At 59.0% G+C, this 12,872-nt stretch carries 11 protein-coding genes; 1 reads left to right on the top strand and 10 read right to left on the bottom strand.

What is annotated here, in order from left to right; genetic code table 11:
* Positions 1-27 precede the first annotated feature (27 nt).
* Positions 28-1,080 (top strand): S8 family serine peptidase, encoded by a 1,053-nt coding sequence (locus QP027_RS01675; RefSeq protein ID WP_284825485.1) that lies wholly within the window; start codon positions 28-30, stop codon positions 1,078-1,080.
* Here the strand turns inward: QP027_RS01675 and QP027_RS01670 are convergent.
* The 10 genes from QP027_RS01670 to QP027_RS01625 all read right to left on the bottom strand — a co-directional run bounded on the left by QP027_RS01670 (position 1,034) and on the right by QP027_RS01625 (position 12,777).
* Positions 1,034-1,795 carry a sulfite exporter TauE/SafE family protein gene (locus QP027_RS01670; RefSeq protein ID WP_284825483.1) on the bottom strand — a complete coding sequence of 254 codons (762 nt, stop codon included), beginning with the start codon at positions 1,793-1,795 and terminating at the stop codon, positions 1,034-1,036. The genes QP027_RS01675 and QP027_RS01670 overlap by 47 nt on opposite strands.
* Before the next feature lie 18 nt (positions 1,796-1,813).
* Positions 1,814-3,205 (bottom strand): MBL fold metallo-hydrolase, encoded by a 1,392-nt coding sequence (locus QP027_RS01665; RefSeq protein ID WP_284825481.1) that lies wholly within the window; start codon positions 3,203-3,205, stop codon positions 1,814-1,816.
* Between the two features lie 211 nt (positions 3,206-3,416).
* Positions 3,417-4,736 (bottom strand): class I SAM-dependent methyltransferase, encoded by a 1,320-nt coding sequence (locus tag QP027_RS01660; protein WP_284825479.1) that lies wholly within the window; start codon positions 4,734-4,736, stop codon positions 3,417-3,419.
* A 35-nt stretch (positions 4,737-4,771) separates the two neighbouring features.
* Entirely contained in the window at positions 4,772-6,295 is a 1,524-nt protein-coding gene (locus tag QP027_RS01655; protein ID WP_432418601.1) for an FAD-binding oxidoreductase, read from the bottom strand.
* A gap of 179 nt (positions 6,296-6,474) precedes the next feature.
* Positions 6,475-7,710, bottom strand: coding sequence for a type VII secretion protein EccB (gene eccB / locus QP027_RS01650; protein WP_284825477.1), 1,236 nt, complete (start codon positions 7,708-7,710; stop codon positions 6,475-6,477).
* Positions 7,711-7,766: 56 nt separating this feature from the next.
* Complete coding sequence (locus QP027_RS01645; protein WP_284825475.1) at positions 7,767-9,899, bottom strand: DUF6541 family protein; 2,133 nt, start codon at positions 9,897-9,899, stop codon at positions 7,767-7,769.
* Positions 9,896-10,804: a tRNA pseudouridine(38-40) synthase TruA gene (truA, locus tag QP027_RS01640; RefSeq protein ID WP_284825474.1), complete on the bottom strand. Its 909-nt coding sequence runs from the start codon at positions 10,802-10,804 to the stop codon at positions 9,896-9,898. The genes QP027_RS01645 and truA overlap by 4 nt, the downstream gene beginning before the upstream one ends.
* Positions 10,805-10,842: 38 nt before the next feature.
* A complete protein-coding gene (locus QP027_RS01635; RefSeq protein ID WP_284825472.1) occupies positions 10,843-11,043 on the bottom strand; it encodes a YgaP family membrane protein in 201 nt (66 codons plus the stop codon).
* Positions 11,044-11,180: 137 nt separating this feature from the next.
* Positions 11,181-11,693, bottom strand: a complete 513-nt coding sequence (gene rplQ / locus QP027_RS01630; protein ID WP_284825471.1) for a 50S ribosomal protein L17 — start codon at positions 11,691-11,693, stop codon at positions 11,181-11,183.
* A gap of 73 nt (positions 11,694-11,766) precedes the next feature.
* A complete protein-coding gene (locus tag QP027_RS01625) occupies positions 11,767-12,777 on the bottom strand; it encodes a DNA-directed RNA polymerase subunit alpha (protein WP_284825469.1) in 1,011 nt (336 codons plus the stop codon).
* Between the last annotated feature and the right edge of the window lie 95 nt (positions 12,778-12,872).

The raw sequence follows: 12,872 nt of genomic DNA, 5'->3' as shown, positions 1-12,872 counted from the left end.
GAGGTGCAGTGTGCGATAGCGGAACCAATGACCACACTTGTTGAGCCCGAATCAAAGCCATTTCACGCTTTAGCTACGGGTGCAGGCGTCACCGTCGCTGTCATCGATACTGGTATCACGCCTCACCCACACATTGCTCGGCTCGATCCCGGCACAGATCTAGTCTCTCCGCAGGCTCCGAATTCGCTGCATGATTGCGATGGCCACGGCACCATCGTCGCGGGGATTATCGCAGGCCAAGAGCACGGTATTGCACCCAACGTGCGCATTGTCTCGATAAAGCAAACGTCGGCCTTTACCCAGCAAGAAGACACCGGGGGCAGTCTTGAAACGCTCGCCCACGCTATCCATGACGCGCTTGACCACCAAGCGAAAGTGATCAACGTGTCTGTTGTTTCCTGCGTGCCTCCCGCTGTCGCAACTCAGATCGACGCGTCAATCCTCGATCAAGCCCTCGCCCGCGCTGAACAGGAAAACGCTCTGGTTGTTGCTGCTGCAGGAAATGTCAACCAGGGCTGCGAACCCGGATTTTTCGTCTTCCCTGCGCACTATCCGACCGTGGTCGCCGTTGGCGCTCGCGCGACCGAATACACTCTGGCCGACTATTCTCTTCCCGTGCCACCAGAGCAGGATTTCGTCTCTGCTCCCGGCATGCCCACCGCTGCTTTGTCTCCGTCGGGAGAGGGGTTCGCTATCGGGATGAAGGCACGCTCGAGTGACGTATCGGAGCCCTTCACCGGCACCAGTTTCGCAGCCCCAGTGATCAGCGGCATCGCTGCGCTGCTGGTTGAGCGCTACCCCGACGACTCCGCGGAAGAGCTTCGGCAGCGCATCTACACCGCCGCCGAACCACACGGGGGTTTCCTCTCGCCACACGCCGCGCTCACTGAAGTTGTCTCGCGCGATGCGCCACGGCCGCATCCGGTGGCGTTGAGTCAGCCTCAAGAGCAGCATCCTTTTGCTTATCGACGATCCCTCGTCGCCATCACACTTCTATTGGCAGGCGCAGCCGTGGTTGTTTTCATCGCTGGGCTTAAGCGGACAACAAACCCTGCCCGAGCATCACGAATGCCATCGTGATAACAAAAATTCCGAAGACCTTGCGCAGCTTCGCCGCCGGGATGCGCTTGACCAATCTCACGCCGAGGACAGCGCCGAGAGTTGCAACCAGGGTGATCGCTAAAGCGAACGGCCAATCGATCGGTGTATTGATGAGGTGGGCTACAAAACCCGACGTGGACTGCATGGTGATCACCAGCAGCGAGGTGCCCACGGCGGTTGCCATCGAAACGCCAAAGAGCAGAACCAACGCCGGAACGATGAGGAACCCGCCGCCGGCACCAACCAAGCCGGAGAGTACGCCGATGGCGAACGCCACCGCAGTGACCTTGCCCCAGGGGGTGGGCTCGTCCGGTGATCGTCGTTTAGTGTTTTTTCGCTTGCGCACCATGCCCCAGCCCGATGCCAACATGACCAGGGCGAACATGGTGAGCAGCAGCGCATCGGGAAGGAATGCCGCGAAGAGACCACCTGCGAAGGCACCGGCCATGGCCACCGCGCCGAAAATCAGGCCGAGCCGCCAAGCAACGTTTCCCAGGCGTGCGTGAAGCAGGGTGCTAAAAAGCGAGGTAGCTCCGACGACGAACAGGGACCCCGTAATGGCGTTCGTCGCCGGCCACCCCGCCACGATGGTGAGGAGCGGAACCATCAGGATTGAACCGCCACCGCCGAGCAGGCCGATGGCTAGTCCGACTGCCAGAGAGAGGATAAGGACAAGGACTAGTGCTGGTTCCATTGTGCTCGGTCCGTCGCTCTACGCGTGTTGTTGGCGCAGAGACCACGCGGCGTAGCTGCCATCGAGCTCGACCACATGGAAGCCCGCCTCGCGCAGTGAGCTCGCGATGACGGAGCTGCGCACACCCGACTGGCAGAACGCAACGATGGTGCCGTCCTTGGGCAGTTCGTTAAGGCTCCACATGACTTTACCGGCGCTGATGTGCTGGGCACCTGGGATAGAGCCGTCACGGAATTCAGAGTTATTGCGTACGTCGAGGAGCAGGTCGTGTTCGAAGCCGTCGAGGTCTTCTGGCTGCACCAGCTCGGGGAGGTAGGCAGGAAGCTCATCGCTTAGCGACGTGAAGCCGGTGACGTTGTCCACGCCTACGCGGACGAAGCGGTTGCGCATGTCCTCGGCGAATTCTTCCTCGTCGGTGAGGATGACGATGTCACGCTTGTCTCGCTCTGGGTCGATCGCCCAACCGACGTACATCGATGGCTTGGCGTTCCATGCGACGTTGATCGCACCTGCGACGGTGCCCTGGCGGACGTCGTCGAGCGCGCGGGGGTCAAGGAAGATGACCTCGTTGTCTCGCTGCCCAGCGATGGCTTCGGCGGACGTGTAACGCTTCAGGGGTGCGCGCTCCCCCATGACAGCTGGGCCGTCACGGTTTTCGCGCTTCATGCGGCCGAAGTAGGCGTGCGCGTCAGGCTGACCGTCGAGGAGCTCATCGATAAAGCCCTGCTCGTCGTTGGTCTCTAAGTACTTTGCCCACCAAGCGAAGGTGCGTTCGTAGCCAACAGTGGAGGAAGGGACAGATCCTAGCGCCTTGCCGCACGGGCTGCCCGCGCCGTGCGCGGGGTGGACCTGGACGTAATCCGGCAGGGTGAGGAACTTGTCGCGCAGGGATGCAAAGAGTTGCTTCGCCCCCTCGAATCGGGTGTCGTGGCCACCAGCTGCCTCGTCGAGGAGATCCGGGCGACCCAGGTCACCAGCGAAGACAAAGTCACCGGTGAACATGTAGCCCGGCCGGTCGGTAAAGGCACCGTCGGTAAGCAGGTAGCTCATATGTTCCGGGGTGTGGCCTGGGGTAAACACCGCTTGCAGGGTGAGGTTCCCAATCGTAATGGAGTCGCCGTCCTTGAGGCGGTTGCCTTCGAATCCATAAGACCAGTCCGGACCGCCCTCGTCCGACAGGTAGAGCTCTGCGCCGGTTGCGCTTGCTAGTTCGCGGCTGCCCGAAAGGTAGTCGGCGTGGATGTGGGTCTCGGTGACCGCGCTAATCTTCATGCCGTTCTTCTTGGCAAGGTCGAGGTAGACCTGAATGTCACGGCGTGGATCGATGACGATCGCTTCGCCGCGAGCCTGGCAGCCGATGAAGTAGCTAGCTTGGGAGAGGTCCTCTTCGTAAATTCTTTCAAGCAACATGGTGGAGCTCCTGATGGGTCAGTACTGGGATTAGTACCTCTTACCCTAGATGCATTTATATGACTCAACCAGCACTGAAGCTCAATCAGCCCACTTCACGGGAATACCCACGGGGGTATTTTGCGGAAAGAGTGGGTCAAATATATTCTCCCACCACGGGAAAGCCGGAAATTGACCGCCCACCCCGGCATCTACCCCCTTTCAGGGGCAATTAAGAAAATTCGCTCGACGGAGCATCAGTCCACCAACGACGCTCAGGCACGTCTCCGCGACCGCCTTCGTCGTCAAGCTTGACCCCAAGGAAATGATGCAGAGCAACGACGTTGTACTCAAAGCCCCACTCGGAGCCAGCCATGTACATGGCCCACAGCTTCGCAGTCGGAGCGCCAACTAGGGCTACCGCCTCATCCCAGTTCTCCTGGAGATTGTCACACCAATCGCGAAGGGTACGCATGTAATCGAAACGGAAGTTTTCGGTGTGCAGGACTTCGAAACCGTTGTCCTGCATCGCCTTTGTAATCGTGCCAGAACCCGTGAGCTCGCCATCAGGGAAAATATAGCGATCAATGAACGTGCCCTTGGCCGTTTTGTGATTGTCCGGATAGGTAATGCAGTGGTTTAGCATCAGGCCGCCAACATGCAACTTGTCGGAGAGGAAATTGAAAAAGTCCGGGTAGTTGGCCACACCGATGTGTTCCAGAAGGCCGATGGCAGAGATTGCATCGAAGTCATTCTCTTCAACATCGCGATAGTCCATGAAACGGACCTCGGCAAGGTCTTCAAGCCCCTCCTCCTTGATTTTTTCCTGCGCCCATTCAGCCTGCTCCTGGGACAAAGTGACGCCGAGGGACTTCACTCCCTGCTTGGCGGCGTAACGCACCATGCCACCCCAGCCGCAACCAACATCCAAATGGCGATCACCTGGCTTCAGACGCAGCTTGTCAAAGATCAGGCGGTACTTGTTCTCCTGAGCTTGGTCCAAGCTAGCGTCTTCGGTGGGATACACCGCGCAGGTGTACGTCATCGAATCGCCAAGGAAGAGCTCGTAGAAGTCGTTGCCCACGTCATAGTGATCCGAGATGACATCCGCGTCGCGCTGCTTCGAGTGCTTGGACAAGCCTTGGCGCAGCGTGCGCTCGATCCAGCTAGCGCGCTCCACGTCGGGGACAGGTTGAATCTGGATCGCCCCCATCGACCCGAGGGACCGCATGATGCGCGCCATGGTGCGGAAGTCCGGCTTACGGAACTTCCGGTACAACTCACGCAGCGCGTCGAAAATGCCATAGGGGTGAGCTAGGTGCTCGCCTTCCACGCTCAATCCTTCTGTGACCCACGCGCGAGCCAGCCCCACATCACCAGGTGCAGTTACTACGTAGCTCAGCCCCTCTGGGGAGTTGATGCTCACCGTGTACTTGGCATCTTCGGGACCAGCGGTGGAACCGTCAAAAGCTTTCCAGTAGAAGGGGTTGTCGCCTTCCACGAATGCGTCGACGATTTCGCCGACCGTCATTGGAACAAAGGGGGATGTCATCTTTCCTCGTCTTTCGGATCAGCAATATGTAGTTGTTAGGCGCCGGTGACAGTCTTTTCGTACAACCCAGGGAATCGCCCCTTTGGGTCGTAGATCTTCTTCATTTCATCCGGCAAGTTTCCGCCGTAGAGCTGCTCGAACTCTTCGCGGGAGTAGAACGCCTCGGAGTACAAAGACTTATGTCCACCAAGTTCAGACACTTTCTTCTCAATCACCCGGTTAAACGCGCCGGGCTCGGCGTCGGGCGACACGTGATAGCCTGCGACCGCAGACCAAAATCCCACGTTGATCCAGGTTGTGTCCGGCGTGAGGGGATATAGTGGCCACGGTGCGGTGGCGTCGCGAGTGACATCGCCAGTGCCTACCAGTTCCTCCGAACCTTTGCGCAGGCGGATCGGACACAGCCACAGCGGCTGAATGTCACATGCGGAGAAGAACCACTCGAGCCAATCCGCGACTTTATCCACGGTGACCTCGATGTCTTGGACAACGCGCTCGCGGTGTGGCAGCCCTTTCGGGCGGTTGAGCAGATTGTGCTCAACGTCGAATTTGCGGTCAATGCCGATGAGCTTCCAGTAAAAGGAACTACGTCGAAACTCACGCGGCCACAAAGCACGCAATGTTGGATTTTGTGCGCCAAAGGCGCGGGAGCACCAGAACCAGTCGGTGTCCCAGCGCCAGATGTAGTCGCGGATTGTCAACCTGTCGTAGGTTGTCCCCTCTGGGTGGTGCAGCGACCGATAGAACACACGCTCGCGGGTGTAATCCGAGGTCGGGCCTGGGTCATCCGTGGCGCGGGCGATAGTCAGGTATGCCTCGTCAGGCGCAAAAGCTACACCGTCCAGACCGTGCACCGCTTGGCCTTCGTACTCACCCGAGCGCGCGACCTCTGCCAGTGTGTCCTGGAAGTCTGCCAGGCTGTGGAATCGCACGTTACTTAGCTCGATGAAGTCATTGACCTGCTCAAGCTCGATCTTGAGACGGACCGCGTAGCCCAGCGATCCATAAGAGTTGGGGAACGCGCGAAATAGGTCGACGTTGTGTGTGCGCGACGCTGTGACAATCTCGCCCGTACCGGTCAAGATGTCCATCTCCAGCACGGATTCGTGCGGCAGTCCATTGCGAAAAGATGTCGACTCAACCCCCATGCCAGTCACCGCCCCGCCAAGGGTGATGGTCTTCAATTGCGGGATGACAAAAGGCGCGAGGCGGTGCGGAAGCGTTGCGTCCACCAGATCCTCATAGGTGCACATCCCCTGCACGTCCGCAGTCTTCGCCACTGGGTCAATTTCGATAACACCGTTGAGTCCACTGACATCCAGCCCAGCCGATCCATCTTTGCGGCCTCGGAACAGATTCGAGGTCTTCTTTGCCAGCCTCACTCGCTGACTCGGCCCCGCTGCCTGGAAGCTCTCGGTCAGTGTACGTACGCCCTCATCGTGCTTCATCCACCCAACTGGCTGGATCTTCTCCGCATCGACGCTACGCCGTTGCACCAGGCCGCCTAGGGAATTTGTTGCCTTCCCTACCACATTAATTACGCCCTGAGAAACGCTCATACCATGCCACTCTAACGAGATTTACGTCACGGTGCGGGACTTAAATCCGAAGGGGAGATACACACTGCCTACACAACTTTTGGGCAGCCCAACAATTGACCTTGCATTTCGCATGAAACCAACGTCCACTTTTGCGACCCTCGTCTCAGCCGCGAGCGCCAGTAAAGCTTTACACAGTACTAATAGGTGGCCTTCAGCGCGGCATCGTGCGTCAGCGCCGGCCCCTCCGGAAGCAAGCGCAACAAAGGCCACGCCACCGCATCCACCCGCTGCACACCGAGTACTTGAAAGGTGTCCGAACCGGTTACCTCGTGGCGGATTCCCGACTCAGAAACCACATGAAACCCGTGTCCGGTGTCCACGCCTACCGCCCCATCGGCAAGCCCCCGCAGGTGTGTCGCCACCGAGTCCCCCGACAGCTCCATCTCCGCGCTTGTCGACGACCCCACCGCCCCGAACCCCTCCGAGGTAGCACACACTTCCTCCGCTCCAGGGTCAATGAACTGCGGAATGGTTTCAGGAAGAGTTAAGGGCCCCTGGTCACGTGCATCGGGGTACGCGGCCAGTTCCCCACCGCTGACTTCTCGTTGCCCTGCCCCGGCGGCGACCAGAACATCAGACTGGGCATCCGTGAGTGCTTGCACCCCGCCGCTGGGGTACAGCGCCCACGAGCCGTTTGGTGTTTTGAGAACTTCTGGCACCGGCTGTGGCAGCGCGATGGGAGGACGTTCGTGCAGCACGCTGAGCACCGCCCCGGCAGGTTCCCACCGTGGGGTTTCAGGAGTAATTCCCAGCGCGCGACGAATCGCTCGCCCCTCGGGATCTGTTGCACTTGGCAAAACAGCCCGCCCGGTCGCCGTCACCAGCCATTCTGCGTCATCAACTCTCGCGACGATGCCGTGGTCGTCGCCAAGCACTGCAACTTTCGGCCCCGCAAAGACGGTAATTTTCTCATCCACTTGGCAGACTGCCCACGCAGCGGATGCAGAATATTCTCCGGCAAAGAACTGTGGGGCGGTATCTATCCCGACGGGCACGCCGCGCGCGGTGTTGGCCAGGGTCTCGTCGCCAATGCGGGCGGGAATCTCTGGGGCGCCCGCGACAAGGCGGGCGGAAGCCAAGTTGGTCACCGGATGTAGGGTGCCGTCGACGCGGACGAACAAGGCACCCTGCGAGGATCGCACTACTGGCGCGTCACCCGGATCGGCGTTGGGATTCAGCCAAGCAAGAAGTCCTGCTACCGCTGCGATGAGAACCGTAGCGACGAGTCCGAGGACGGCGGCTCTTCGACGCGATGCCAACGGGTCGTGGATCATACGGATATCGCCGAAGATGAGACCGTGTTCCACACGCCTGCGCAGAAACTTATGCCCCGAAACCTGCGCGCGCGTGGTCGGCAAGAGTTTGCCAGCCATGAGATTCCCCCGAATCAGTGCCACTGCAGGCCCCTCCTGCAGCATCGACTTTCAGATTAAGGGGTGGGCTGGTCGTCGGCAAGCTCTGCGGGCAATGGATCAGAGCCGGCCTTGATCGCGTCACGGCGCATCTTGTTGAGTTCGCCTGGTGTGAACTCGGCATCGACCGCGAAGATCACGGTGTTGCCGCGCTTGTACACGGGTGTGGCGCCGTCAGCGGTCCACAATCCATGCAGCATCTCCCAGCGGGGCTGTTGCTCTGCCCAAAAGTTCCACGGACTCAGGAGATAGAAATTCACTCCGAGCTCTTCGGCGGCGATGTCAACGTCGTTCTTGGCGTTTGGGTCTCCCAAGCGACCCTCGCCGAGCAGGTTCGCCTGCCAGTAAATCTTGTCAAAATTGGATCCGCGCCCACCCGTTGGCCAGAGGTAGTGGCGCGCCGCCGTCGGCAACCCGTTGTACGCGTACGCCCACGAGTAGCCGTCGGAAGGTTCGCCCATGATGAGGCCGTCGAAAGCCGCGGGCTGTGTCGCCAGCCAGTCGTAAGCAGCACGGTCATTGTCATTGACCATGCGATGGTCGTCTCGAGCTGCATAGAACGACAGCTTGGCACCCTTGTCAATGGTGTCTGTGACCCACCACGTCGCTCCCCAGCCGACGAAAATCGCTACGATCGCAGCGACGGCGCTAGTGGAGCGCACCCATGCCGGAGTGTCCCGGCGTGAAGCTACGGGCGCGAGGGTGAGCAGACGGATGAGCACGGCCACACCAATCCCGGCTGCGGCAACCACAATCATGGCCACGCCGATGATCAGTCGGTGCGCCATGTTGTAGTGCAGCGAACCGACGAGCGCTAGGACCTCGCCCACTGTGCCGTCGAAAGAATGAAGTGCGTTGACAGAGAAAAGCACCGACAAAATGTAGAACACGCCGGCCCACACCTGACGGCGCCACAGGATGACAAACAGACCGCCAACGGCAGCAAGGGCTAGCAGGACCGTCGGGTCATAGTCTAAGAAGAAGTCGTCAACGTGGCGCGTATGCATTGTGAGCGTCGTATTCCACGCGGCGGACAAGGACTCAGACTCGTCGCCTGTAAAGGATTGAACTTCCTCCGTCTGCGCCGAGCCGGCGAGCAACTGCGGAGCGTAGGCCGCGATGCCCGCGACGGCCGGCAACGCTAGCCAGAGGAAATCCTTAATCCGGTTTTGCACCGGAGCGAAAAGCAAGTACAGCAACCAGTACAGCGCCACGGGAATCGCCACAATAGTGATGGCCGCCGGATGAAGCTGCACCACGCCAAGTAGCCCCAGCATCGCCGATATGGCTGCCGCGTGATGGTGTACCACGCCGACAAACTGCGCAATGACCATGCCGGTGATCCCGACGGCAACCATATACGGCCACGCGCCGACGTAATTGGTAATCCACACGATCACTGGCGACATGTACACTGCGATCGCAGCGATCCCGGCACCGATCTGAAACACCATGCCGCGGTTGCCCACGAATACCCATGCGAGGCAGGCGACGCTCAGCGGCAGGGCGAGCCCCGGCGCAACGATGCTCATGATGTTCAGCGCTGGAATCGGATCTAGGTTGGCGGCCTCAGCGAACAGCGCGGTCAGGGCGTGGAAAGCCGAGGGGTACAACAGCGTCGCGTTCGTTTCGATGCTCTGCAGCTCACCCATGCGCGTTGGCGATGCAATGCCCTCTTCCATGATAAAGCGCACGCTGTTCGCATGCCATTGCACGTCCCAACCTTGGAAGATGTTGTTGAGCCCATGAGGTGCTTCTTCTAGCCATTGCATCTGCTTGGAAATGAACAGCCAAGCACCAGTGATCACGCCCGCGCCGGGCAAAATCCAGAACGGATCGAGAAAACTGCCTTTCCGAGCCTCCCCTGGGTTAAACGCATCCCACCAGGTCTGCGCACCACGACGGCGCGCCACTAGTGCGAAAGCCCAGCGCCACACAGCCGCAAGAGCCAAGATGATAAGCCAGGTTATCAGGAACGTCACCAAGTTGAATCGCTGTGAAGTTGTCCCCCACATCCATGCTGCAAAGCCCGCGATGCCAAAGGTCACAGGTATCGCACTGGCAATTGCAGCAGGCCCTTTCACGCCAGAAAGCCAGGCCACGAAAAATCCGGGCAAGATAAGGACAGCGATAGCGATCACTATGCTCATGCTTCCCTGCTTTCGTTATTCTGTGACGCAACTTCGGAGCTCTCCCGCTTGTCACGCGTTACCGCGTTGCGGGAAGCCAATTCCTCATCAGGTGGATACGATACGCCCCTCAGGGTCAAGCCTCTAGCAGGCGCGAGCGGAACGTCCGAACTCCGTTGCTCCTGTTGCAGGAGAAGCTTGGCCCAAGGGTAATCCCTGCGTCCTTCCCCTACCGCCAGGCAGGCGCCGACGAGCGCTCGCACCATGTTCCAGCAAAAGGCATCGGCAATGACATCGGCCTCGTACAGCTGAGGCTCTTCGCTTGTCGACGAATCCCTCCACACGAATGATTGCAGCTCACGGATGGTGGTGGAGTGCGGACGCGGGCGGCAGAAGGCCGCAAAATCGTGCAAACCGACGAGTCCCAAAGCGACTTCCTGCATAAGGTTGACATCTACCGGCTTCATCCACGTAGCAGTATCGCGCACGCGAGTAGGCAGTGCTCCTCCTGGATGCGTGGTCACTCGGTAAACATAGGTACGGGTGAGCGCCGAAAAACGCGCATCAAATCCCTCCGGCGCGAAGTCGACGCTTTGGATGCGGATATCCTCCGGGAGAAATTTGCTCAGGCGGCGGACTAACCGTTGTGGGTCGCCGTCGATGGAGCGCTGATCAAGGGCCGTCGCAGGGATATCACAGTGGGCAACCTGGCCACTCGCGTGAACACCCGCGTCGGTGCGCCCTGCCACGGTGAGGTGGACGGGGGTACGCATTATCGTCGTTAATGCGGCTTCGACGGTCTCTTGGACTGTGCGTACTGGGCCTTCTGGAGTTGCCTTCTGGCGGGCCCAACCGTGAAAGTCGGTGCCGTCGTATGCAAGATCGACCCGAAGTCGGACGTGTTGGGGCGGGGTGGCATCGCTCATGATGCAAATAGATTACCAACCCCGCGTACCCAGGGCTTTTACTTGGTGGTGCTAACGCCAAGGAGTTTGTACAGCGGGCAGAAGCCGATTGCCGCGGTCACAGCCATCAGGACTGCAACGATGATGAGAATAATTCCAAGTGGCTTGCCCGGCTCGGTCAGAGTAAATGCTGAGATGCCTGCAGCTACTGCGATGACGGCACGGATGCCACGGTCAAGGCCAGATTCATTGGGGGTCATTCCGGTTCCTTTCTGAGTTTGTTGATACCACTACAAATGGTACCCCTCCGGGTATTTTCTGCGGAAATCTTGTGACCGAAAAGACAGAGCCGCCCCGCACAATGCAGTGCGGGGCGGTATGAGACGGGGAGGAAAATTTACTTCTCCTCGGTCTCCTCTGCTTCGGCTTCCTTTACCTCGGTCTCTTCGACCTCAGCCTCGGTTGCTTCAACTTCGGTCTCCTCAGCCTTGGCTTCCTCTGCCTGCTTGGAAGCAGCTGCGCGGGTAGCGCGGGTAGCCTCAGTGGACACAGTCTCCTCAAGAACGAGGGAGATCTGCGACATTGGAGCGTTGTCACCGGAACGGTTCTCCAGCTTGACGATGCGGGTGTAGCCACCCGCACGGTTCTCAAACTGTGGTGCGAGCTCGTCGAAAAGGTGGTTGACGACAGGCTTGCTTGGGATGTGCTTCAGAACCTCGCGACGGTCGGCAACGGTGCCGCGCTTCGCCTTGGTGATCAGCTTTTCCACGTAAGGACGCAGGACCTTGATCTTTGCGTCAGTGGACTTGATTGCTCCGTGCTCGATGAGGGATGCAGCCATGTTGGACAGAATGTGCTTCTGGTTGGATGCTGATCCGCCGAGACGGGCGCCTTGCTTTGGGGTAGGCATATTCGTACTCCTCGTGTGCGGTTTATTGAGCGCGTGACTCTACAGAATAAGAGTCAAAGTGTCTTTGAGCTTTTTACTCTTCTTCCGCGCCGCCATCGATGTAGTCGCCGGTTTCGGCGTCATAGCCCTCGATCTGGGTTGGGTCGAAATCTTCCGGTGCGTCCTTCAGGGTCAGTCCCAGCGAAGCGAGCTTAATCTTTACTTCGTTGATGGACTTCTGACCGAAGTTGCGGATATCCAGCAGGTCCGACTCGGTGCACTCAGCGAGCTCACCAACGGTGTGGATTTCCTGGCGCTTCAGGCAGTTGTAGGAGCGAACGGAGAAGTTGAGGTCTTCGATCGGGAGGTTGTAAGCAGCGATGTACTCGGTCTCCTGCGGAGATGGACCGATCTCGATGCCTTCGGACTCCACGTTGAGCTCACGTGCCAAGCCGAACAGCTCGACCAGGGTGGAACCTGCAGACGCCAATGCGTCACGTGCACTCATGGAGTTCTTGGTCTCCACATCGATGACCAGCTTGTCAAAGTCGGTGCGCTGCTCGACACGAGTAGCTTCGACCTTGTAGCTGACCTTCAAAACTGGGGAGTAAATCTGGTCAACCGGAATGCGGCCAACCTCTCCACCGGAGTTAGGTACTGCTGGGACATAGCCACGGCCACGCTCAACGATCAACTCCATGTCCAGCTTTGCCTGCTCATTCAGAGTCGCGATTGGCAGATCCGGGTTGTGGATCTCTACACCAGCTGGTGGCTGGATATCGCCTGCGGTGACCTGGCCTGGACCTTCCTTAGACAGGTACATGACTACCGGCTCGTCGGAGTCGGAAGACAGAACGAGCTGCTTGATGTTCAGGATGATTTCCGAAACATTTTCCTTGATGCCGTTGATGGTGGTGAACTCATGAAGAACACCGTCAATCTTGATCGAGGTGACAGCTGCGCCAGGGATAGAAGACAGCAGGGTGCGACGAAGCGAGTTACCCAGGGTGTAACCGAAACCTGGCTCAAGTGGTTCAATGACGAACTTCGAGCGGTTGGTATCGATGAACTCCTCGGTAAGCTGAGGGCGCTGTGAAATAAGCATGGACTTCTCCTTTTTCGGCGACCACTATTTGACGCCGGTAGGGACAAACTTTTTGGAAGATTTTCCGACCACCATACAGCCGAGGCCGTTGGCGA

Origin of the sequence: Corynebacterium breve (genome assembly GCF_030252165.1) — a bacterium.
Lineage (GTDB): Bacteria > Actinomycetota > Actinomycetes > Mycobacteriales > Mycobacteriaceae > Corynebacterium > Corynebacterium breve.
Note: the sequence above shows the minus strand (reverse complement) of the source record. Positions and strands in the feature narration are given on the sequence as shown.

Coding starts and splice junctions, on each gene's coding strand:
- QP027_RS01675 (WP_284825485.1), top strand. CDS start 28: ATGACCACACTTGTTGAGCCCGAATCAAAGCCATTTCACGCTTTAGCT.
- QP027_RS01660 (WP_284825479.1), bottom strand. CDS start 4,736: ATGACATCCCCCTTTGTTCCAATGACGGTCGGCGAAATCGTCGACGCA.
- QP027_RS01645 (WP_284825475.1), bottom strand. CDS start 9,899: ATGAGCATAGTGATCGCTATCGCTGTCCTTATCTTGCCCGGATTTTTC.
- QP027_RS01670 (WP_284825483.1), bottom strand. CDS start 1,795: ATGGAACCAGCACTAGTCCTTGTCCTTATCCTCTCTCTGGCAGTCGGA.
- rplQ (WP_284825471.1), bottom strand. CDS start 11,693: ATGCCTACCCCAAAGCAAGGCGCCCGTCTCGGCGGATCAGCATCCAAC.
- QP027_RS01625 (WP_284825469.1), bottom strand. CDS start 12,777: ATGCTTATTTCACAGCGCCCTCAGCTTACCGAGGAGTTCATCGATACC.
- truA (WP_284825474.1), bottom strand. CDS start 10,804: ATGAGCGATGCCACCCCGCCCCAACACGTCCGACTTCGGGTCGATCTT.
- eccB (WP_284825477.1), bottom strand. CDS start 7,710: ATGGCTGGCAAACTCTTGCCGACCACGCGCGCGCAGGTTTCGGGGCAT.
- QP027_RS01655 (WP_432418601.1), bottom strand. CDS start 6,295: ATGAGCGTTTCTCAGGGCGTAATTAATGTGGTAGGGAAGGCAACAAAT.
- QP027_RS01635 (WP_284825472.1), bottom strand. CDS start 11,043: ATGACCCCCAATGAATCTGGCCTTGACCGTGGCATCCGTGCCGTCATC.
- QP027_RS01665 (WP_284825481.1), bottom strand. CDS start 3,205: ATGTTGCTTGAAAGAATTTACGAAGAGGACCTCTCCCAAGCTAGCTAC.